17 protein-coding genes are annotated in these 22,402 nt (G+C 74.2%); 15 read left to right on the plus strand and 2 right to left on the minus strand.

What is annotated here, in order from left to right:
* Positions 1–25 precede the first annotated feature (25 nt).
* From pyrR to recG, 6 genes are read left to right on the plus strand one after another with little or no spacing between them, the layout of a single operon-like run.
* Positions 26–661 carry a bifunctional pyr operon transcriptional regulator/uracil phosphoribosyltransferase PyrR gene (gene pyrR, locus OZ948_01390; GenBank protein MEB2343378.1) on the plus strand — a complete coding sequence of 212 codons (636 nt, stop codon included), beginning with the start codon at positions 26–28 and terminating at the stop codon, positions 659–661.
* On the plus strand, positions 658–1,599 hold the full coding sequence (locus OZ948_01395; protein ID MEB2343379.1) for an aspartate carbamoyltransferase catalytic subunit: 942 nt from the start codon (positions 658–660) through the stop codon (positions 1,597–1,599). The genes pyrR and OZ948_01395 overlap by 4 nt, the downstream gene beginning before the upstream one ends.
* A 21-nt stretch (positions 1,600–1,620) precedes the next feature.
* Positions 1,621–2,928: a dihydroorotase gene (locus tag OZ948_01400; protein MEB2343380.1), complete on the plus strand. Its 1,308-nt coding sequence runs from the start codon at positions 1,621–1,623 to the stop codon at positions 2,926–2,928.
* Positions 2,925–4,130 (plus strand): glutamine-hydrolyzing carbamoyl-phosphate synthase small subunit, encoded by a 1,206-nt coding sequence (gene carA, locus OZ948_01405; protein MEB2343381.1) that lies wholly within the window; start codon positions 2,925–2,927, stop codon positions 4,128–4,130. The genes OZ948_01400 and carA overlap by 4 nt, the downstream gene beginning before the upstream one ends.
* On the plus strand, positions 4,131–7,352 hold the full coding sequence (gene carB / locus OZ948_01410) for a carbamoyl-phosphate synthase large subunit (GenBank protein ID MEB2343382.1): 3,222 nt from the start codon (positions 4,131–4,133) through the stop codon (positions 7,350–7,352).
* A gap of 11 nt (positions 7,353–7,363) precedes the next feature.
* The gene (gene recG / locus OZ948_01415; GenBank protein MEB2343383.1) at positions 7,364–9,778 is read left to right on the plus strand and encodes an ATP-dependent DNA helicase RecG; all 2,415 of its coding nucleotides are present in this window, start codon (positions 7,364–7,366) and stop codon (positions 9,776–9,778) included.
* Between the two features lie 34 nt (positions 9,779–9,812).
* Here the strand turns inward: recG and OZ948_01420 are convergent, their stop codons facing one another.
* The gene (locus tag OZ948_01420) at positions 9,813–10,577 is read right to left on the minus strand and encodes an SDR family oxidoreductase (protein ID MEB2343384.1); all 765 of its coding nucleotides are present in this window, start codon (positions 10,575–10,577) and stop codon (positions 9,813–9,815) included.
* 67 nt (positions 10,578–10,644) lie between these two features.
* On the opposite strand from OZ948_01420, the gene OZ948_01425 reads away from it, so the two are divergent.
* From OZ948_01425 to OZ948_01440, 4 genes are all read left to right on the plus strand, one after another.
* Positions 10,645–11,016: a transcriptional regulator gene (locus OZ948_01425; GenBank protein ID MEB2343385.1), complete on the plus strand. Its 372-nt coding sequence runs from the start codon at positions 10,645–10,647 to the stop codon at positions 11,014–11,016.
* Between the two features lie 24 nt (positions 11,017–11,040).
* Positions 11,041–12,531, plus strand: a complete 1,491-nt coding sequence (locus OZ948_01430; protein MEB2343386.1) for an NAD(P)-binding protein — start codon at positions 11,041–11,043, stop codon at positions 12,529–12,531.
* A 207-nt stretch (positions 12,532–12,738) separates the two neighbouring features.
* Positions 12,739–14,790: a sodium-translocating pyrophosphatase gene (locus tag OZ948_01435; protein MEB2343387.1), complete on the plus strand. Its 2,052-nt coding sequence runs from the start codon at positions 12,739–12,741 to the stop codon at positions 14,788–14,790.
* Between the two features lie 22 nt (positions 14,791–14,812).
* The gene (locus OZ948_01440) at positions 14,813–16,207 is read left to right on the plus strand and encodes an APC family permease (protein MEB2343388.1); all 1,395 of its coding nucleotides are present in this window, start codon (positions 14,813–14,815) and stop codon (positions 16,205–16,207) included.
* A gap of 25 nt (positions 16,208–16,232) precedes the next feature.
* Here OZ948_01440 and OZ948_01445 read toward each other — a convergent pair whose 3' ends face one another.
* A complete protein-coding gene (locus OZ948_01445) occupies positions 16,233–16,988 on the minus strand; it encodes an N-acyl homoserine lactonase family protein (GenBank protein ID MEB2343389.1) in 756 nt (251 codons plus the stop codon).
* 160 nt (positions 16,989–17,148) lie between these two features.
* On the opposite strand from OZ948_01445, the gene OZ948_01450 reads away from it, so the two are divergent.
* The 5 genes from OZ948_01450 to OZ948_01470 are packed head-to-tail and all read left to right on the plus strand — an operon-like array spanning position 17,149 to position 22,399.
* The gene (locus tag OZ948_01450) at positions 17,149–18,342 is read left to right on the plus strand and encodes an aminotransferase class I/II-fold pyridoxal phosphate-dependent enzyme (protein MEB2343390.1); all 1,194 of its coding nucleotides are present in this window, start codon (positions 17,149–17,151) and stop codon (positions 18,340–18,342) included.
* Complete coding sequence (locus OZ948_01455) at positions 18,339–19,694, plus strand: homoserine dehydrogenase (GenBank protein MEB2343391.1); 1,356 nt, start codon at positions 18,339–18,341, stop codon at positions 19,692–19,694. Before OZ948_01450 ends, OZ948_01455 begins: the two co-directional genes overlap by 4 nt.
* Positions 19,691–21,049, plus strand: coding sequence for a threonine synthase (gene thrC, locus OZ948_01460; protein MEB2343392.1), 1,359 nt, complete (start codon positions 19,691–19,693; stop codon positions 21,047–21,049). The genes OZ948_01455 and thrC overlap by 4 nt, the downstream gene beginning before the upstream one ends.
* A 4-nt stretch (positions 21,050–21,053) precedes the next feature.
* Positions 21,054–21,668 carry a riboflavin synthase gene (locus OZ948_01465; GenBank protein ID MEB2343393.1) on the plus strand — a complete coding sequence of 205 codons (615 nt, stop codon included), beginning with the start codon at positions 21,054–21,056 and terminating at the stop codon, positions 21,666–21,668.
* A gap of 29 nt (positions 21,669–21,697) precedes the next feature.
* Entirely contained in the window at positions 21,698–22,399 is a 702-nt protein-coding gene (locus OZ948_01470; protein ID MEB2343394.1) for a glutathione S-transferase N-terminal domain-containing protein, read from the plus strand.
* Positions 22,400–22,402: the final 3 nt, after the last annotated feature.

Below are 22,402 nucleotides of genomic sequence, written 5' to 3' on the forward strand. Positions count from 1 at the left end.
CCCCACGGCGCCGCGCAGCGCCGCCATGTCCACCGTCGAGCCGGGAGGCGCCGGCTCCGGGGGCGGGCTTTCCCCGGCGGCGTCCGTGGTCCTCGACGACGTCGCGATCCGGCGCGCGCTCGTGCGGATCTCCCACGAGCTCCTCGAGCGCAACGATCGCCTCGCCACGCTCTACCTGGTGGCGATCCCGAACGGCGGCGTGCCGCTGGCGCGGCAGATCGCGGCGAACCTCGTCGAGATCGCCGGTGTCGAGGTGCCGGTCGGGATCCTCGACACCACCCTCTATCGGGACGACCTGGTGACGCGTGCCGAGCGCCCGCCGCTGCGGCGCACCGAGATGCCGTCGGCCGTCGACGGGCACGTGGTGGTGCTGGTCGACGACGTGGTCAGCACCGGGCGCACGATCCGGGCGGCGATGGACGCGCTGATGGACTTCGGGCGGCCGCAGGCCGTGCAGGTGGTCGGGCTCGTCGACCGCGGGCACCGCGAGCTCCCGATCAAGATCGACTACGTGGGCAAGAACCTTCCCACGCAGCGCAGCGAGCGGGTGGAGCTGCGCGGGCTCGCGGGCGGCCTCGACGGGCCGCTCGAGGTGGTGGTGCTTCGCGATCCGGCGTCGGAGGGGGACGATTCCATGATCCAGAGGGCGACGCGGTCATGATGGGGCGCGACCTGCTCGGCATCGAGGACCTCGACCGGGCCGACCTCGAACGCATCCTCGAGACCTCGCTGCGCATGGAGGAGGTGGGGCGCCGGGACGTGAAGAAGGTCCCGACCCTGCGCGGGCGCACCATCATCAACCTCTTCTTCGAGCCTTCGACCCGCACCCGCACGAGCTTCGAGATCGCCGGCAAGCGGCTCTCGGCGGACGTGGTCAACTTCTCGCCGTCGAGCTCGAGCCTGGTCAAGGCCGAGAGCATCCTCGACACCGCGATGACGCTCGACGCGATGGACCCCGACGTGGTGGTGGTCCGCCACAAGGTGGCGGGCGTCCCGAAGCGGCTCGCCGACGCGCTCGAGGCGCCGGTGGTGAACGCCGGCGACGGCGCCCACGAGCACCCGACCCAGGCGCTCCTCGACCTGTTCACGGTCTGGCAGGAGAAGGGCCGCATCGACGGCCTCACGGTCACGATCGTGGGCGACATCCAGCACTCGCGGGTCGCGCGCTCGAACCTCCATGCCTTCTCGAAGCTCGGTGCCGAGGTGCGGCTCGCGGCGCCGCCCACCATGCTGCCCGCGGCGGTCGAGAGCCTCGGCGCCAAGGCCTACACCTCGCTGCGCGAGGCGCTCGAAGGGGCCGACGTGGTCATGCTCCTGCGCATCCAGCAGGAGCGGCTGGCCGGCTGCTTCTTCCCGAGCATCCGCGAGTACGCTGCCACCTTCGGGCTCGACCGCCGCAAGCTGCGCTTCGCAAAGGACGACGCGATCGTGATGCACCCGGGCCCGATCAACCGCGGGGTCGAGATCGCCCACGATCTCGCCGACCACCGGCCGAGCGTGATCCTCGACCAGGTGCGCAACGGCGTCGCGGTGCGGATGGCGGTGCTCTACCTGTTCGCCGGCCGCTCGCCCCGCGAGGCGGCACGGCGCGAAGGCTAGGAGAGGGAGGCCGGGACGAGGATGGCGAGGCTCTGGATCCGCGGCGGGCGTGTCCTCGATCCCGCTGGCGAGCGCGACGAGCAGGCCGACGTGTTCGTCGAGGACGGGCGCATCGCCGCGCTGGGCGCGCCGGGCGCGCTCGGCGTCGAGACCGCCGGCGCCGAGGTGATCGACGCGGCCGGCTGCTGGGTGGCGCCCGGCTTCGTCGACCTCCACGTGCACCTGCGCGAGCCGGGCCAGGAGTACAAGGAGGACATTGCCTCGGGCGGGCGCTGCGGCGTGGCGGGCGGCTTCACGGCCGTGGTGTGCATGGCCAACACCCAGCCCCCGAACGACGACCCCGCGGTGACCGAGTACATCCTCGACCGCGCGCGCCAGGAGTCGCCGGCGCGCGTCTACCCGGTGGCGGCAGCGACCCGCGGCCTCGCCGGCGAGGTGATGACCGAGATGACGGCGCTGGTCGAGGCCGGCGTCGTGGCCTTCAGCGACGACGGGCGGACGATCATGGACTCGGGCGTGATGCGCCGGGTTCTCGAGTACTCGGGGCTCGTGCGGGTCCCGATCATCACCCACGCCGAGGACCGCACCCTGGTGCGCGAGGGGGTCGTGAACGAGGGGCCGGTCTCGACCCGGCTCGGCCTGCCCGGCAACTCCGCCGTCGCCGAGGTGGTGCACGTGGCGCGCGACCTCATGCTCGCCGAGCTGACCGGCGCGCACCTGCACGTGGCCCACGTCTCGACGGCGGGTGCCGTGGACCTGATCCGCACCGCCCGCGAGCGGGGCGTCCACGTGACCGCCGAGGTGACGCCGCACCACCTGACCCTCACCGACGAGGCCACGCTCGGCTACGACACCAACACCAAGATGGCGCCGCCCCTGCGCGGGGCTCGCGACGTCGAGGCCTGCCGGGCGGCGCTCGCCGACGGCACGATCGACGCGATCGCCACCGACCACGCCCCCCACGCCGTCCACGAGAAGGACGTCGAGTTCACGGCCGCACCGCCCGGCGTGATCGGGCTCGAGACCGCCGTGCCGGTGACCCTCGAGCTCGTGCGCGCCGGCGAGCTGACCCCGCTCGCGTGGGTGCGGCGGCTCTCGACCGGGCCCGCGCGCATCATCGGGCGCCCGGGCGGCTCGCTCGCCGTGGGCGCGGCCGCCGACCTCGTCGTGATCGACCCCGAGCGGCGCTGGACCTACGACCCCGCGAAGGGCTTCTCGAAGAGCCGCAACTCCCCCTGGGTCGGCCGCGAGCTGATCGGCCGCGCCATGGTGACCGTCGTCGGGGGCACGCTCGTCTACGACGCGCACCGCGGGGTGCTGGTGCCGTGACGCAGAGCCTCCGGGTCCGCCGCCCCGCCGCGCTGGCGCTCGCCGACGGCACCGTCTACCGCGGGCACGCCTTCGGCGCGCAGGCGGTCGCGAGCGGCGAGGTCTGCTTCAACACGAGCATGACCGGCTACCAGGAGATCGTGACCGACCCCTCCTACGCCGGGCAGATCGTGACCATGACCTGCACCCAGATCGGGAACGTCGGCGCGAACCCGCAGGACGAGGAGGCGGCGCGGCCCTTCCTGTCCGGCTTCGTCGTGAAGGAGCTCTGCGAGACGCCGAGCAACTGGCGCGCCGAGGAGCCGCTCGACGCGTTCCTCCGGCGCTGGGGCGTGCCGGGGCTTGCCGGCATCGACACCCGGGCCCTGGTGCGGCGGATCCGCGACGGCGGGGTCCAGAGCGGCGTGCTCTCGACCGATCCCGCACGCCAGGACGCCGGAGACCTGGTGGGCGCCGCCCGCGAGGCGCCGGCCCTCGACGGCCGTGACCTCGTGGCCGCCGTCACCACGCGCGCGCCCTATCGCTGGAGCGAGGGGATCTGGCCCGGCATCGCGGGCCAGATCCCGCGCGGCGCGCGGCCCGAGCCGGCGCTGCGCCTCGTCGCCTACGACCTCGGCGTGAAGCGCAACATCCTGCGCCTGCTCGTCGAGCACGGCTTCGACGTGACGGTCGTGCCCGCGGCCACGAGCGCGGCCGAGGCGCTGCGCCACGAGCCCGACGCGGTGTTCCTCTCGAACGGGCCGGGCGACCCGGCAGCGGTGGCGGGCGTGCGCGAGCCGGTGCGCGAGCTGGCCGGGCGGCTCCCGGTCTTCGGCATCTGCCTCGGGCACCAGATCCTGGGCCTCGCGCTCGGCGGCACGACGCGCAAGCTCAAGTTCGGGCACCGCGGAGGCAACCAGCCCGGCCAGGACCTCGCCACCGGGAAGGTCGCGATCTGCGCCGAGAACCACGGCTACGCGGTCGACGCGGAGTCTTTGCGGGCTGCGGGGGAGCCGGTCGAGGTCACGCACCTGAACCTGAACGACGGCACCGTGGAAGGCCTCGCGCACGCGACCCGGCCGCTCTTCTCGGTCCAGTACCACCCCGAGGCGTCGCCCGGCCCGCACGACGCCGGCTACTTCTTCGGCCGCTTCCGCGACATGGTGCTGCGCCACAAGCGCGGCGAGACGGTGACGGGCCTCGACGTCGCCAGGGGACGCTGAGTGCCGAAGCGGAGCGACATCCACACGATCCTCGTGATCGGCTCCGGGCCGATCGTGATCGGCCAGGCCTGCGAGTTCGACTACTCGGGGACCCAGGCCTGCAAGGCGCTGCGCGAAGAGGGCTACCGGGTCGTCCTCGTGAACTCGAACCCGGCCACGATCATGACCGACCCGGAGACCGCCGAGCGCACCTACGTCGAGCCGATGACGGTCGAGAGCGTCGAGAAGATCATCGCGCGCGAGAAGCCCGATGCCCTGCTGCCGACGATCGGAGGCCAGACGGCCCTCAACCTCGCGATCGACCTCGCCGAGGCGGGCGTCCTGGAGCGCCACGGCGTCGAGCTGATCGGGGCGAAGCTCGACGCGATCCTGAAGGCCGAGGACCGCGAGCGCTTCCGCGCGGCGATGGAGAAGATCGGCCTGCGCGTGCCACGCTCGGGCTACGTGCACTCGGTCGAGGAGGCGCGCGCGCTCCTGGCCCACGTGGGCCTGCCGGCGATCGTCCGGCCCTCCTTCACGCTGGGCGGCGCGGGCGCCGGCATCGCCTGGGACGACGCCGGCTTCGACGCCGTGGTGAGCTGGGGCCTCCAGCAGTCGCCGCGCCACCAGGTCCTGCTCGAGCAGAGCGTCCTCGGCTGGAAGGAGTACGAGCTCGAGGTGATGCGCGACGGCGCCGACAACGTCGTGATCGTCTGCTCGATCGAGAACTTCGACCCGATGGGCGTCCACACGGGCGACTCGATCACGGTGGCGCCGGCCCAGACCCTCACCGACAAGGAGTACCAGGCGATGCGCTCGGCGTCGCTCGCGATCATGCGCGAGATCGGCGTGGACACGGGCGGCTCGAACGTGCAGTTCGCGGTCGACCCGGCGGACGGCGCCCTGGTGGTGGTCGAGATGAACCCGCGCGTCTCGCGCTCCTCGGCCCTGGCCTCGAAGGCCACGGGCTTCCCGATCGCCAAGATCGCCGCCAAGCTGGCGGTCGGCTTCCGGCTCGACGAGATCCGCAACGACATCACGCGCGAGACGCCCGCCAGCTTCGAGCCGACGATCGACTACGTCGTCACCAAGATCCCCCGCTTCACGTTCGAGAAGTTCCCGCAGGCGGACTCGACGCTCACCACCCAGATGAAGTCGGTGGGCGAGGTGATGGCGATCGGACGCACCTTCAAGGAGAGCTTCCAGAAGGCCGTGCGCTCGCTCGAGATCGGGCACGACGGGCTCGAGAGCCCCGAGGGCCCCGGCGGCGAGCCGCTCCCGCTCGAGGCGCTCTTCGCCCGGATCGACGTGCCGAAGCCCGGGCGCCCCTGGGCGCTGGCCGAGGCGCTGCGGCGCGGCGTCTCCGTCGAGGAGCTCCACCGCCGCTCGTGGATCGACCCCTGGTTCCTGCGCAACTTCGAGGAGATCGTGGCCGCCGAGCGCGAGCTCGCCGGAGCCGGTGCCGCCGAGCGGCGCGCCTGGCTGCGCCCCGCCAAGCAGATGGGCTTCTCGGACCGCCGCCTGGCATTCCTCTGGAACACCAGCGAGGCCGAGGTGCGCGCGCTCCGCCACGAGCAGGGCGTGCGCCCCGTCTACAAGCGCGTCGACACCTGCGGCGCGGAGTTCGAGGCCTACACGCCCTACCTCTACTCGACCTACGAGGACGAGTGCGAGGCGAGGCCCACCGGCCGCCGGAAGATCGTCATCCTGGGCGGCGGTCCGAACCGGATCGGGCAGGGCATCGAGTTCGACTACTGCTGCGTGCACGCGGTGATGGCCCTGCGCGAGGCCGGCTTCGAGACGATCATGGTGAACTGCAACCCCGAGACCGTCTCGACCGACTACGACACGAGCGACCGGCTCTACTTCGAGCCCCTGACGCTCGAGGACGTGCTCGAGATCGTCGATCGCGAGAAGCCCGAGGGGGTGATCGTGCAGCTCGGCGGGCAGACGCCGCTGCGGCTCGCCGTACCGCTCGAGCGCGCGGGCGTCCCGATCCTCGGCACGCCGCCCGATGCGATCGACCGGGCCGAGGACCGCGAGCGCTTCGAAGCGGTGCTCGAGAAGCTGGGCCTGGCGCGGCCGCCGTCCGGCATGGCGAGGAGCGCCGGGGAGGCCGAGCGGGTGGCCGAGCGGATCGGCTACCCGGTGCTCGTGCGGCCCTCCTACGTGCTCGGCGGGCGGGCCATGATGATCGTCCACGACGTGGACGCCCTGCGCGACTACATGCGCTTCGCCGTGAAGGCCTCGCCCGAGCACCCGGTGCTGGTGGACCGCTTCCTGGCCGACGCCACCGAGGTGGACGTGGACGCGATCTGCGACGGCGAGCGGGTCGTGATCGGCGGGATCATGGAGCACATCGAGGAGGCGGGGGTCCACTCGGGCGACAGCGCCTGCTCGCTCCCGCCCTGGTCGCTGCCGCGGCTCGTGACCGACGAGATCTCGCGGGCCACGCGTGCGCTGGCGCTCGAGCTCGGCGTGCGCGGGCTCATGAACGTCCAGTTCGCGGTGAAGGACGGGATCGTCTACGTGCTCGAGGTGAACCCCCGCGCTTCGCGCACCGTTCCCTTCGTCTCGAAGGCGATCGGCGTGCCGCTCGCCAAGCTGGCGGCGCTGGTGATGGCGGGCCGGAGCCTCGATGAGCTCGGCTTCACCCAGGAGGTCGTGCCGCGCCACTTCTCGGTGAAGGAGGCCGTCTTTCCCTTCGTGAAGTTCCCGGGTGTCGACACGCTCCTCGGCCCGGAGATGAAGAGCACCGGCGAGGTGATGGGCATCGACTCGGACTTCGGCCGCGCCTACGCGAAGGCGCAGATCGAGGCCGGCAACTCGCTGCCGGTCGCGGGCCGCGTCCTGGTCTCGGTGCGCCGCGAGGACCGGGGCGCCGTCGCGACCGCGGTCAAGGAGCTCGCGCGCAACGGCTTCGCCGTGCTGGCGACGCCCGGGACGGCCGGCTTCCTGCGCGAGCTCGGCGTCGCAGCCGAGGCGGTCGCGAAGGTGGGGCAGGGCGCCGACGACTGCGTCGCGCGCCTCGAGCGGGGCGAGGTCGATCTCGTGATCAACACCGTGGAGCTCGAGCCGCAGGCAGCGCGCGACTCGCTCGCGATGCGCCGCTCGGCGCTCCAGCGCGGCATTCCCTACTTCACGACGGCGGCGGGCGCCCGCGCCGCGGTGAGCGCGATCCGCGCCCTCCAGCTCGAGTCGATCGGCGTGCGCTCGCTCCAGGAGATCCACGGCCGGAGCTGAGGGAGGTCGCCGTGGCCGCGAGCCCCTTCGCCGCCGCCCTCGAGGCCTGCCTGGCCCCGCTGCGCTTCGCGGCCGCCGACGAGGGTGCCCGGGCGGAGCGCGTGCGCGACCTCGAGGGCTCCGTGCGCGAGGCCGCGGCAGCGGCCAGCGCGCTCGCGGTCCCGCGCGACGCGCGCGCCGTCCTCGCGCGGGTGCAGGCGCTCTTCGCGGAGCCCGTGGCCGGGGAGGCGCGGCGGCGGGCAGCCGGCGAGGCGCTGCGCGCGCTCGAGGCGCTCGCGGATCCCGCCTGGGCGGAGCAGGCGCTCGCGCGGCCGGCGAGCGCGCTGCCCGGGATCGGCGCGAAGCGCGCGGAGCTGCTCGCGCGCCGCGGCCTCGCGACGATCACCGACCTGCTCCTCCACCTGCCGAGCCGCTACGACGACCGCCGGCGCCTCGTGCCGGTGGGCCAGCTCGAGGTGGGCCGCCGCGCCACCTTTCTGGCGCGGGTCCTGGTCTCGGACTTCACACCCCAGCGCGGTCGCGGCGGGCGCTTCCGCCGCGTGCTCCACGCCGTCGTCGGCGACGAGACGGGCACCGTGGACCTCAAGTGGTTCCAGGGCGGCGAGGCGCTCCAGCCGCTCCTCGCGAAGGGCACGCGCCTCCTCGTCACGGGCGACGTGCGCCGCTACCGCTTCACGAAGGAGCTGCTCCACCCCGAGCTCGAGCGGATCGACGAAGGGCCGGGCGGCGACGGGGCGCTCGGCGAGGCGCTGCGCCAGATCGTGCCCGACTACCCGGCGCCCGAGGGGCTCCCGCCGCGCGCGCTGCGCCGCACCGTGCAGGCTGCCCTCGCGGAGTACGGCGATCTCGTGGTGGGCCATCTGCCGGAGGCACTCACCGCACGGCGCGGGCTGCCGGGCGCGGCCGGGGCCCTGCGCGCGCTCCACGCTCCGGATCCCGATGCGGACCCGGAGGCGCTCGCCGCCGGCCGCACGCCCGCCCACGAGCGGCTGATCCTCGAGGAGCTCTACCTGCTCGAGCTCGGCCTCGCGCTGCGCCGCGAGCGCCGGATCGAGGAGCCGGGGCTCGCGATCCCGCCCGCCGGCCCGCGCGCCGAGGCCGCGCTCGACGCGCTCCCCTTCCGCCTGACCGGCGCGCAGCGCCGCGCCGTCGCCGAGATCCGCGCCGACCTCGCACGCCCGCACCCGATGAACCGCCTGCTGCAGGGCGACGTCGGGAGCGGCAAGACCGCCGTCGCCTTCCTGGCGGCGCTCGCGGTCGCGGAGGCGGGACACCAGGCGGCGTTGATGGCCCCGACCGAGCTGCTCGCCGAGCAGCACGAGCGCTCGCTGCGCCGGCTCGCCGCCGCGGGCGGCGACGCCACGGCGCTGCGCGTGGCCCTCCTCACCGCGTCGGTGCCCGCCCGCGAGGCGCGCGAGCGCCGCCGCGCGCTGGCGGCCGGGGAGATCGACCTCGTGGTCGGGACCCACGCCCTGGTCCAGGAGGGCGTGCGCTTCGCGAGCCTCGGGCTCGCCGTGATCGACGAGCAGCACCGCTTCGGCGTCCTCCAGCGCGCCGCGCTCGCCGGCGGGCGCAGCGACGGCCTCTCGCCCCACGTGCTGGTCATGACCGCGACCCCGATCCCGCGCACGCTCGCGCTGACCCTCTACGGCGAGCTCGACGCCACCCAGATCGACGAGCTCCCGCCCGGCCGCACGCCGGTCGCGACCGAGCGGGTCCGGGAGGGGCAGGGCGCCCGCGTGGTGACGGCGATCCGCGAGGCGCTCGCGCGGGGCGAGCAGGTCTACGTCGTCTACCCGCTCGTCGAGGAGTCCGGGAAGGTCGACCTGCGCGCCGTCTCGGAGTCCGCGGCCCGCATCGCGCGTGCCTTCCCGGAGGCAACGGTCGATCTCGTGCACGGCCGCCTCGACGCCGCGGCCCGCGCCGACGCGATGGCGCGCTTCGAGCGGGGCGAGACCCGGATCCTCGTCGCGACGACGGTGATCGAGGTCGGCGTAGACGTGCCGAACGCGACCCTCATGGTGATCGAGCACGCCGAGCGCTTCGGCCTGGCGCAGCTCCACCAGCTCCGCGGGCGCGTCGGGCGCGGCACGCGCCCCGGCCGCTGCATGCTGGTGGCGCGCGCCGCCACCGCCGACAGCGAGGCCCGCATCGCCGCGCTGCTGCGCACGACCGACGGCTTCGCGATCGCCGACGCGGACCTGCGCATCCGCGGCCCGGGCGAGTTCCTGGGCACCCGCCAGAGCGGCCGCCTGCCCGACTTCCGGCTGGCCGACCTGGTGCGCGACGCCCGCCTCGTCCCCGTGGCCCGGCGCGCGGCGCAGGACGCCGTGGCGCGCGACCCGGGCCTGCGCCGCGACGCGGCGCTGCGGCGCGCCGTGCGCGCGCGCTGGGGCGACCGGCTGGCGCTCGCCGACGTCGGCTGAGTCCGCGCCCCGGGTGGGGAGGCGCGCGGTGCCGTCACCCCGCGATCAGCATCCCGCCTTCCACCGGCACCACCTGGCCGGTCACCATGTCGGCGTCGGCGACGAGCGCGAGGATCACCTGCGCGACGTCCTCGGGCGTGCAGACGCGCGCGAGCGGCGAGCGCGCCTCCATCGCCTTCTTGACGGGCTCGTAGGCGGCGCCGAGCCCCCCCTCGAGCCAGCGGCCGGTGATGAAGCCGGGCGCCACCGCGTTGACGCGGATCCGGGGTGCGAGCGTGCGCGCCAGGATCAGGGTCAGGACGTTGAGCCCCGCCTTCGAGGCGCAGTAGGGGATCGAGCTGCCGATGCCGGCGAGCCCGGCGACGCTCGACACGTTCACGATCGCGCCGCCGCCGGCCGCCTCCATCGGTGCGCGCGCGGCGCGGGCGAGCTGGAAGGGGCCGATCAGGTTCACGCCGAGGATCCGGGTCCAGTCGTCGCCCGAGACGCCGTCGAGGTTCGCGAGCGGGACGAAGACCGTGGCGCCGGCGTTGTTCACGAGCACGTCGAGCCGGCCGAGCGCGCGCACGGCCGTGTCGACGAGGCGCCGGCAGGCGGCGTCGTCGGCGACGTCGGCCTGGACGGCGAGCGCGCGGACGCCGAGCGCCGAAGCCTCCGCCGCGGTCTCCTCCGCCTCCGCCTGCGAGCGGCTGTAGTTCACGACGACCCCGCAGCCGCGGCGCGCGAGCGCCAGCGCCGTGGCCCGCCCGACACCCGTGCCGCCTCCGCTCACGATCGCCGCCTTGCCCTGCAGGTCCATGCCGCCTCCTCCGCGCGCTCCGGCGCGCGGCGAGTCTATCGCGCGCGCCCCGCCTATCCTCGCGCCCGTGAGCGCCCGCACGCGTGACGGCGGCCCCGGCGGCCGCGACGCTTCCCCGCCCGGCGCCGGCGCGACGCGCACGCCGCGCCAGCGCCTGCGCGCGCTCCTGCGCCGCGAGGCCTTCGCCTTCGGCGTGCTGCGCGAGGTGCTCGGGCTCTCGCTGCGCCAGCTCGAGGAGGAGCTGCGCCACGTCGCGAGGAGCGCGCGCGGGCAGGGTGAGCGGCTCGTGGCGGAGCCCGCCCGCTGCCTCGCCTGCGGCTTCCGCTTCCGCGACCGCGAGACCCGCCACCTCCACGCGCCCGGCCGCTGCCCGCGCTGCCGCAGCGAGCGGATCGCCGATCCCAGCTACCGCCTCGAACGCCGGGACGAGGCGGGCTAGCGTTCCCCGCCCGGCGGAGGTGGCATGGCGCGGATCCTGGTGGTGGGCGGCGGCGTCGCGGGTCTGGCGTCGGCGCTGGCGCTCTCGCAGGACGGGCATACGGTTCGGATCGTCGAGCGCGACCCGACGCCGCTCCCGGCGAGCCCCGTCGAGGCCTTCGAGCGCTGGGAGCGGCGCGGCGCCCCCCAGGTGTGGCACTCGCACGCCTTCCTGGCCCGCCTGCGCAACCTGCTCCTCGCCCGCGCGCCCGAGGTCCTCGAGGCGCTCCACGCCCACGGCGCCTACGACCTGCGCTTCGCCGACTACCTGCCGCCCACCGTCGAGGACCGCAGGCCCGAGCCGGGCGACGAGGAGCTGACGCTCTTCGCGTGTCGCCGGATCACCTTCGAGTGGGTGCTGCGGCGCGCGGTCCTGGCACGGCCCGGGGTCGAGTGGCGCTGCGGGGCCGAGGTCGTGGGCCTCGTGGCCGGGCGCGACGCGGCGAGCGGGCTCCCGCGCGTCGCCGGCGCCCGCGTGCGCGGCGAGGCGGGCGACGAGAGCTGGGACGCGGACGTGGTCGTCGACGCCGGCGGGCGCCGCTCGCGGATCGTCCCGTGGCTCGCGGCGATCGGCGCGGGCCCCGTCGAGGAGGAGTCCGAGGAGTGCGGGATCTTCTACTCCTCGCGCTTCTACCGGCTGCGCCCGGGCGCCTCGCCGCCGCCCAACCAGGGCGTGGTGGGCGCCGACCTGGGCTACATGAAGTTCGCGATCTTCCCGGGCGACGGCGGGATCTTCTCGATCACGCTTGCCGCCTCGCTCGAGGACGACCCGATGCGCGCGCTCGTGCACACGGGCCCCTTCGAGGCCGCGGCCCGCGCGCTGCCCGCCACCCGCGAGTGGATCGACCCCGCGCGCGCCGAGCCCGTCACCGAGGTGCGCACGATGGCAAAGCTCCTGAACCGGCGCCGGCGCTTCCTGCGCGACGGGCGGCCGCTGGCGCTCGGCCTGCACGTGGTCGGCGACGCCGCGATCTGCAGCAATCCCCTCTACGGCCGCGGCTGCGCCCTGGCCTTCGTGCACGCCTACGCGCTCGCCGACGCGCTGCGCGCGCACGGCGCCGACCCGCAGGCCGCCGCGCTCGCCTTCGACGCCGCGACCGGGCGCGAGCTCCTGCCCTGGTACCGGGCCGCCCGCGACCAGGATCGCGAGGCGCGCGAGATCGCGGCCGCCGAGGCGCGCGGCGAGGGCGGCGCCACCCCGGCCGCCGCCGCGCCCGGCCAGCCCGTCGATCCGAAGGCCTTCGTGCGCTCGGTCCTGCGCGACGGCCTGATCCCGGCGCTGCGCACGGACGCGACGGTCGTGCGCGCCTTCATGCGCGTCTTCAACCTGCTGGCCGCGCCCGACGCGCTGATGAGCGACCCGGTCCTCGTGGGCCGGGTCCTCACCGCCTGGCGCGAGCGCGACCGCCGGCCCGCGCTCCCGGCCGCGGGGCCCGAGCGCGAGGCGATGCTCGCGGTCCTCTCCGAGGCCGCGTGAGGGCGCCCGGGAGGCTGGCGGTTTCGGGGGCCGCTCATTAGGTTGTGCCGCCAGCCGGGGAGTCCCCGCAGGGAAGCAGGCGCCCAGCCCCGGCCCAGGCCCAGGACCCGTGCTCCGGTCCGGTCCGCAGGTGGGGCGCGCTGATCCGGACAGAGTCATGCGCGCCGCCCGCCGTCTCCCGCGGGCCGCGTCGGGAGACCGACCGAGATGACCATCGCTCTCGCCTTCCTGGCCGCCGTCGTGGCGCTGGGCTTCGCCGTCTACCTCTACGCGAGCGTGCGCTCGGCGCCGGCCACCGACGCGCGGGCGCTCGAGATCTCGGGCGCGATCGCGGAGGGCGCGAGCGCCTTCCTGAGCCGGCAGTACCGCACGGTGGGCCTCGTGGGCCTGCCGATCGCGCTCCTGCTGCTGGTCTTCTTCGGCGCCTGGATGGCGGCCGGCTTCGTCTTCGGCGCGCTCGCGAGCGCCGCGGCGGGCATCTTCGGCATGCGCGTCTCGGTGCAGTCGAACGTGCGCGTTGCCGAGGCCGCCCGGAGCGGCTTCCGCGCCGCCTTCGACCTCGCCTTCAAGGGCGGCGCGGTGACCGGCCTGATGGTGGTCGGCGCGGGTCTCCTCGTGCTGGCGCTCTTCGCGCAGATGATGCTGGGCTCGGGCTTCGCCGCGCTCGGCCACGAGAAGATCCAGGCCCTCATCGGCCTCGGCTTCGGCGGCTCGCTGATCTCGGTCTTCGCGCGCCTCGGCGGCGGCATCTTCACGAAGGGCGCCGACGTGGGTGCGGACCTGGTCGGCAAGGTCGAGGCCAACATCCCCGAGGACGACCCGCGCAACCCGGCCGTGATCGCCGACAACGTGGGCGACAACGTCGGCGACTGCGCCGGCATGGCCGCCGACCTCTTCGAGACCTACGTCGTCACGGCGGTCGCCGCGATGCTCCTCGCGCACCTGCTCTTCCCCGAGAGCCAGTCGATGTTCCTCTACCCGCTCGCGATCGGCGCGGTCGCGATCTTCGGGAGCATCGCCGCGCTCTTCTTCGTGAAGATCGACGAGCCGCCCCAGGGCGAGCGGCCGGCCGTGATGCGGGCCATGTACACGGGCCTCGGCGTCGCGACGGCGATCACGCTCGCCCTGCTCGTGCTCGTGAACGGGGTGATCGACATGCCCGAGCAGACCGTCGCCGGCCAGGCGATCGGCGGCTTCCGCCTGTGGCTGTGCGCGGGGCTCGGCGCGGTCGTGACCGCCGCCATGATGTGGATCACCGACGTCTACACCGGCGACGGCTCGCGCTACGTCAAGAAGATCGCCGACTCCTCGGTCGGCGGGCACGCCACCAACATCATCAGCGGGCTCGCGGTCGGCATGCAGGCCACCGTCGTCCCGGTGATCGTGATCGTGGGCGCGATGCTGGCCTGCTACGGGCTGGCCGGGCTCTTCGGCGTCGCGGTGGCGGCGATGGCCATGCTCTCGCTCGCCGGCATCGTGGTGGCGATCGACGCCTACGGCCCGATCACCGACAACGCGGGCGGCATCGCGGAGATGGCCGAGATGGGCGACTCCGTGCGCCAGGTGACCGACCCGCTCGACGCCTTCGGCAACACCACGAAGGCCGTCACCAAGGGCTACGCGATCGCCTCGGCGGGGCTCGCGGCGGTGGTGCTCTTCGCGACCTTCCTCGAGGACCTGCGCCGGATCGCCGGCATCGAGGAGGCCTTCGACCTGGCCTCGGTCGAGGTGCTGGCCGGCCTCTTCGTGGGCGCCATGATCCCGTTCCTCTTCGCCTCGCTCGCGATGGAGGCGGTCGGCAAGGCGGGCCAGCAGGTCGTCGAGGAGGTGCGCCGGCAGTTCCGCGAGATCCCCGGGCTCATGGAGGGCACCGGCAAGCCCGACTACCGCACCTGCGTGGACATCGTGACCCAGAGCGCACTGCGCGAGATGATCGCGCCGGCGCTGATCCCGGCCGTGATCCCGGTGGTGGTGGGGATCGTCTTCGGCGCGCAGGCGCTCGGCGGGCTCCTGATCGGCTCGATCGTCTCGGGCCTGTGCGTGGCGCTCTCGATGACGACCGGCGGCGCCGCCTGGGACAACGCCAAGAAGTACATCGAGTCGGGCGCCCACGGCGGGAAGGGCTCCGAGGCCCACAAGGCCTCGGTCACCGGCGACACGGTCGGCGACCCCTACAAGGACACGGCCGGGCCGGCGATCAACCCGATGCTCAAGCTCGTGAACATCGTCGCGCTGATCATCATCCCGTTCCTGACCTGAACGCGGGCGCGGCGAGGCCGAGATGAGGGAGCCCGGGGGAAGCCCGCGTCTCCCTCGGGCGCCGGCCGGTCCGGAGCCGGACGACCGCCACCCGCGCGACCGGCTCCGCCGGCAGCTCTCGCTCGCCGACGCGACGCTGCTCGTCGTCGCCTCCGTCGTCGGCTCGGGGATCTTCCTGACCCCGGGCGCGATCGCCGAGCGCCTGCCGCACCCGGAGTGGATCTTCGCGGCCTGGGTCGCGGGCGCCCTGCTCTCGCTGGCGGGCGCGCTCACCAACGCCGAGCTCGGCGCCATGTTCCCGCACGCCGGCGGCGACTACGTCTACCTGCGCGAGGCCTTCCACCCGGCCGCCGGCTTCCTGACCGGCTGGCTCTCGTTCTTTGCGATCTTCGCCGGCACGATCGCGACCCTCGCCGCCGGCTTCGCCGACGCGCTCTCGCCCTTCCTGGCGCTCGGCGAGGGGGCGCGGCTCGCCGTGGCCGTCGCCGCGACGGTCGCGTTCTCGGCGCTCAACTACGTGGGCGTGCGCACGAGCGCGCGCTTCAACAACGTGCTCACGGCCGCGAAGGTGGCGGCGCTCCTCGCCTTCGTGCTGCTGGCGCCGCTTGCCGGCCAGGGCTCGTGGTCGAACCTGTCGGCGGCGCCCGCGGGCGCCGGCGCCGTCACGGCCTCCGCCTTCGCGCTGGCCCTCTCGCCCGTCCTCTTCAGCTACCTCGGCTGGAACGCCACCCTCTACGTCGCGAGCGAGATCCACGAGCCGCGCCGCAACCTGCCGCGCTCGCTCTTCCTCGGGCTCGCCGTGTGCGCCGCCGTCTACCTCGCGGTGAACGCCGCCTACCTCTACGCGATCCCGGCGGCCGGGATGCGCGGCCTCGACAACGTGGGCCAGTCCGCCGCGCAGGCGCTCTTCGGGGGCACGGGCGGGCGCGCCGTCGCGCTCTTCGTCGTCGTCTCGATCCTGGGCACGCTCAACGCCACCGTCCTCGTGGGCCCGCGCATCGCCTACGCGATGGCGCTCGACGGCCGCTTCGTGGGCGGCGTGGACCGCGTCCACGCGGCGCATCACACCCCGCACGTCGCGATCGTGCTCCAGGGCGCGGTGGCGGTGGCGCTGCTCCTCGCCCTCCGCCGCTTCCCGAGCATCCTCGACTTCACGACCTTCGGGATCGTCCTCGCGACGAGCTTCGACACGCTCGCCCTCTTCGCCCTGCGCCGCCGCCAGCCCGGGCGCCCGCGCCCCTACCGCTGCTGGGGCTATCCGTGGGTGCCGCTGCTCTACCTCGCCGCGAACCTCGCGATCGCTGCCGCGATGCTGCGCGGCCGCCCCCAGGAGACGCTCGCCTGCGCGCTCGTCCTCGCGGCGGGGCTGCCGTTCTACCGGCTCTTCGGTCGGCTCGGGAGGGAGGGCGGCCCGTAGCGCCGCCCCGCGCGCCCGGAGCCGCTCAGCCGGGGGCCGGCGGCCAGCCCTCCGGCTCGTGGCCGAAGACGAGCCGCGCCCCGGCGTCGTGGAGCGCGCGCAGGCGCGCGAGCGAGGCGCGCATCGCGCCGGCGTCGTCCACGACGGGCGGGAGCACGCCGTCGGCGAGCGTGCGGCGGAGGTAGCAGGCGTCGGCGGTGAGGACGACCTCGGCGGCGCCGCGCACGCCGCGCAGGCGCAGGGACTGGTGGCCCGGCGTGTGGCCGAAGGTCGGCAGGCAGGTGATCGCGCCGTCGCCGAAGAGGTCGTGCTCGCCGTCGGCGAGCACGCGGTCGTGGCCGAGGTCGTAGTCGCGCGGATCGACGAAGCTGCGCGCCCGCCATTCGGCGTCGCGGGCGGCCTCCCACTCGCGGCGCTGGAGGAGCCAGCGCGCGTTCGGGAGCTGGGCGTTGCCGCCGACGTGGTCGAAGTGGAGGTGGGAGCTCACGAGCCAGCGCACCTCGCCGGGGTCCACCCCGAGCGCAGCGAGGCGCGCGGCCAGCTCCTCGCCCGGCGCGAACGCGATCCGGAACACGCGGGCGATCGCGCCGATGCGCGCCTCGGGGTCCTCCTGGGTCGCGACGTGGAGCCCCGTGTCGAAGACCACGGCACCGCGCGGGTGCCGGATCAGGAAGCTCGGGACCGGCACCCGGATGCGGCCCTCGGCCCCGGCCACGAACATCCCGAGCCCGGCCTCGAGCCAGCCGCAGGTCAGCGCGTGGAGCTCGATCCCGTCCGCCATCCCCCCGGTCCCTCCGTCCCCGGCTCGCTCCGCGCGGGGCGAGCCTACCGCGCGTGGCGCGCCGCGGCCGGACGGCGCCTCCGGCCGCTTGCCCGCGCGGGATTCGTCCAATAGCCTCACGCACTTAGCCGACTCCCCGAAGGATCCCCGTCCCATGGCCGTGCGCCACGACTTCCACAAGCTCAACCGCTTGCCGCCCTACGTGTTCGCGGAGGTCATCGCGCTGATGAGCGCCGCCCGCCGCCGGGGCGAGGACGTGATCGACCTCGGGATGGGGAACCCGGACCTCGCGACGCCGCGCCACGTGGTCGAGAAGATCTGCGAGGCCGCCCACAACCCGCGCAACCACCGCTACTCGGCCTCGCGCGGCCTGCCCAACCTGCGCGCCGCGATCACCGAGTGGTACGCGCGCCGCCACGGGGTCTCGCTCGACCCCGAGCGCGAGGCGATCGCCGTGATCGGCTCGAAGGAGGGCCTCGCCCACTTCACGCTGATGACGATCGGCCCGGGCGACGTCGTGCTCTGCCCGGATCCGGCCTACCCGATCCACCAGTACGCGGTGATCATCGCGGGCGGCGACCTGCGCACCGTGCCGCTCACCCCGGACTGCGACTTCATCGCGAACCTCGAGGCCGCGATGAAGCGCACCTGGCCGAAGCCGAAGCTGCTCGTGCTCTCCTTCCCGGCCAACCCGACCACCCAGGTCGTGGACCGCGCCTTCTTCGAGCGCGTGATCGACTTCGCGCGCGAGAACGACCTGATGGTCGTCCACGACTTCGCCTACGCCGAGATCACCTTCGACGGCTATCGCGCGCCGAGCATCCTCGAGGTGCCCGGGGCCCGCGACGTCGCGATCGAGTTCGGCTCGCTCAGCAAGAGCCACTCGATGGCGGGCTGGCGGGTCGGCTTCGCGGCCGGCAACCCGGACATGATCCACGCCCTCGGCCGGATCAAGAGCTACCTCGACTACGGGATGCCGACCCCCATCCAGGTGGGCGCGATCGTGGCCCTCCGCGGGCCGCAGGACTGCGTCGGCGAGGCGGTCTCGGTCTACAAGGAGCGGCGCGACGCCCTGATCGACGGGCTCGCCGCGCCCGGCGAGGGCCAGTGGAAGATCGAGAAGCCGCTCGCCACGATGTTCGTGTGGGCGCCGATCCCGGAGCCCCTGCGCGCCATGGGATCGCTCGAGTTCTCGAAGCGGCTGCTCACCGAGGCCCACGTGGCGGTCTCGCCGGGGATCGGCTTCGGCGAGACGGGGGAGGGCTTCGTGCGCTTCGCGCTCGTCGAGAACCGCCACCGCATCCGCCAGGCCGTGCGCGGGATCCGCCGCTTCCTGCGGGAGGCCGGGGCTTGAGCGGAGAGGGAGGCCTCGGCGTCGGCCTGATCGGCTTCGGCACGATCGGCACCGGCGTCGCGAAGGTGCTCCAGCGCAACGCCGCCGCGATCGCGGCGCGGCTCGGCTTCCCGCTGCGGCTCGTCCGGATCGCCGACCTCGAGACCTCCCGCGACCGCGGCGTCGACCTCTCCGGCATCCGCTTCGACGCCGACGCCGAGGGCCTGATCGACGACCCGGCCGTGCAGCTCGTCGTCGAGCTCGTCGGCGGCACCGGCGCGGCGCGCCGCCTCGTCCTGCGCGCGCTCGCGCGCGGCAAGCCCGTGGTGACGGCCAACAAGGCGCTGCTCGCCGCGCACGGCAAGGAGATCTTCGACGCCGGCCGCGCGCACGCGGCCGACGTCGCCTTCGAGGCGAGCGTCGGCGGCGGGATCCCGATCCTGCGCTCGCTGCGCGAAGGGCTCGCGGCAAACCGCATCCTCTCGGTCCACGGCATCATCAACGGCACCACCAACTACGTGCTCAGCGAGATGGAGAAGGGCGGCGAGCCCTTCGAGGTGGTGCTGAAGCGCGCCCAGGAGCTCGGCTACGCGGAGGCCGACCCGGGCTTCGACGTGGACGGGATCGACGCCGCCCACAAGATCACGCTGCTGGCCGCGATGGCCTTCGGCGCGGACCTGACCTTCAAGGACGTGCCCACCGAGGGCATCCGCGCGATCACCCCGCTCGACGTCGAGAGCGCGGCCGAGCTCGGCTACCGGATCAAGCTCCTCGGCATCACGAAGCTGCGCGACGACGCGGCCGGCGAGCGGATCGAGGTGCGCGTGCACCCGACGATGATCCCGGCCGAGAGCCTGCTCGCGAAGGTGGACGGCGCCATGAACGCGATCGCCGTGCACGGCGACGCGGTGGGGCCGACGCTCTTCTACGGCGCCGGCGCCGGCGAGCTGCCGACCGCGAGCGCGGTGATCGGCGACCTCATGGAGCTCGCGCGCGAGGTGCGGCGCGGCTCGGCGGGGCGCGTCGCGCCGCTCTCCTTCCTGCCCGAGTCGCTGGTGGCGAAGCCGATCGTGCCGCTCGGCGAGCTCTTCGCCCGCTGCTACCTGCGCTTCACCGCGGTCGACCGCCCGGGGGTCCTCGCGCACGTGACCGGTGCGCTCGGCGCGCACGGGATCTCGATCGAGTCGGTGATCCAGAAGGGCCGCGGCTCGGACGGGCCGGAAGGCTCGGGCGGCGCACGCGGCGCCGTGCCCGTGGTGGTGATGACCCACCCCGCCCGCGAGGCGGCCGTGCGGCGTGCGCTCGACGCGATCGACGCGCTCGACGACGTCACGGCGCCGAGCCGGCTGATCCGCATCGAGGAGGAGCTGTGAGCGCCCGCGACCCGAAGCCGCGTCACCGCGCCTGGTTCGAGGCGCTCCACGACCCGGCCGAGCGCTACGCGCTCGACGAGGTGGTCTACACCGCGCGCGACGGGAGCCTCCTCCAGGTCGTCCACGACCTCGACGAGCTGCGCAAGACCTCCGCGGCGGACTGGAAGCGGCTCTTCGAGGAGCGCGCCCACCGCAACGAGTGGCCCTACGGCTCGGGCGTCTGGGGCAAGAAGGAGTGGGTGCTCCCCGACCTCGACAACGAACACGTCGTCTCGATGTACGAGGGCCACTCGAACCTCTTCTGGGCCGAGCGCCATGGCCGCGAGCTCGGGCTCGAGGATCTCTGGATCAAGCAGTGCGGGAACTCGCACACGGGGTCGTTCAAGGACCTCGGGATGACCGTGCTGGTCTCGATGGTGAAGGAGATGCGCGCGCGCGGGAAGGCGATCCCGGCGGTGGCCTGCGCCTCGACCGGCGACACCTCGGCGGCGCTCGCGGCCTACGCGGCGGCGGCCGGCATTCCGGCCGTCGTCTTCCTGCCGCGCGGCAAGATCTCCGTGGCGCAGCTGATCCAGCCGGTCGCGAACGGTGCCATCGTCTTCGCGCTCGACACCGACTTCGACGGCTGCATGGAGATCGTGAAGCAGGTGGCCGAGCGCGACGGCATCTACCTCGCCAACTCGATGAACAGCCTGCGCATCGAGGGCCAGAAGACGGTCGGCATCGAGATCGTGCAGCAGTTCGACTGGGAGGTGCCGGACTGGATCGTGATCCCGGGCGGCAACCTCGGCAACGTGTCGGCGCTGGCGAAGGGGCTCGACATGATGGTCGAGCTGGGCCTCGTGACGCGCCGGCCCCGCATCGTGTGCGCCCAGGCCGAGGCGGCGAACCCGCTCTACCTGTCCTTCCAGCGCGACTTCCGGGTCTTCGAGCCGATCGCCGCGCGGCCCACGCTCGCGAGCGCGATCCAGATCGGGAACCCCGTCTCGATCGAGAAGGCGATCGACGCGATCCGCCGCTTCGACGGGGTGGTCGAACAGGCGAGCGAGGCGGAGATCGCCGAGGCCTGCGCGCACGCCGACCGCACGGGCCTGTTCAACTGCCCCCACACCGGCGTGGCGCTCGCCGCCACGCGCAAGCTCGTCGAGCGCGGCACGATCCGCCGCGACGACCGCGTGGTGGTGATCTCCACCGCCCACGGGCTCAAGTTCGTGGATTTCAAGGTCCGCTACCACTCGCAGGTGCTCGAGGGCGTCGTGGCGGAGCTGCCGAACCCCCCGATCGAGCTGCCGGCGCGCTACGAGACGGTGCGCGACGAGATGCGGCGGCAGATCGAGCGGCGCTTCGGGGCCTGAGGCGGTGTTCACCGGCATCGTCGAGGCGGTCGGCCGGGTCGTCGCGATCGAGCCGGCCGGCGGGAAGACGCGCCTGCGCGTCGAGGCGCCCGGGGTGGCCGAGGGCGCGCCGATCGGGGCGAGCATCGCGGTCAACGGCGCGTGTCTCACCGTGGTGGAGGCGGGTGCGGAGCAGGTGGTGTTCGAGGCGGTTCCCGAGACCCTCGCGCGCAGCGCGCTCGGCGACCTGCGCGCGGGCGCGCGCGTGAACCTCGAGCGTGCCCTGCGCGCCGACGGCCGCCTCGACGGCCACCTCGTACAGGGCCACGTCGACGGCACCGGCCGGGTGCGCGCGCTCGAGCGCCGCGGCGGCGACGTGCGGCTCGCGGTCGACTGCGAGCCGGAGCTCGCGAGGCAGCTCGTCCCGAAGGGCTCGGTGGCCGTCGACGGCGTCTCGCTGACGCTCGCCGGCGTCTCCGAGAGCGGCTTCGAGGTGGCGCTGATCCCGCACACGCTGGCGGTGACGACCCTCGGCGAGCGCCAGCCCGGCGAGCGCGTGAACCTCGAGGCCGACGTGCTCGGCAAGTACGTCCTGCGCTACCTCGAGCGCGTGCTCGGCGAGGGCGGGATCCGGCGCTAGGCTCCGCGCCTCGCCCGGAGACCCTCGCCATGCACCGCGTCCTCGACGTCGCCACCTCGCTGGCCGCCACCCTCGCGCGGCCCCTGAACGGGCTGCGCGTCGAGGCGCTCGGCCCGCGGCCCGCCCAGCCGCTCGTGCTCTACGAGTTCGAGGCCTGCCCCTACTGCAGGAAGGTGCGCGAGGCGCTGACCGCCCTCGACCTCGAGGCCGACCTGCGCCCGTGTCCGAAGGGCGGGACGCGCTTCCGCCCGGCCGTGCGCGAGCGCGGCGGCAAGGAGCAGTTCCCGTATCTCGTGGACCCCAACACCGGCAAGGAGCTCTACGAGTCGGACGAGATCGTCCGCTACCTCTTCGCCCGCTACGGCCAGGGCCGCCCGCCGCGCGCCTACGACCTCGGCCTGCTCGGGAACCTCGGCTCCGCCCTGGCCGGCGTGCTGCGCCCGGGCCTCGGCCTGCGCGCCGAGCCCTCGCGGGCGCCGCGCGAGCCCCTCGAGCTCTGGAGCTTCGAGGCGTCGCCCTTCAGCCGGATCGTGCGCGAGAAGCTCTGCAGCCTCGAGCTCCCCTATCGCCTCCACAACGTCGGCAAGCGCAGCCCGGGCCGGCCCGCCTTCGAGCGCCGCGCCGGGCGCATCCAGGTGCCCTTCCTGGTGGACCCGAACACCAACGTCGAGATGTTCGAGTCCGCGGACATCGTCCGCTATCTCGACGCGACCTACGGTGGCGAGGAGTGACCC

The organism is Deltaproteobacteria bacterium, assembly GCA_035063765.1.
Lineage (GTDB): Bacteria > Myxococcota_A > UBA9160 > UBA9160 > PR03 > CAADGG01.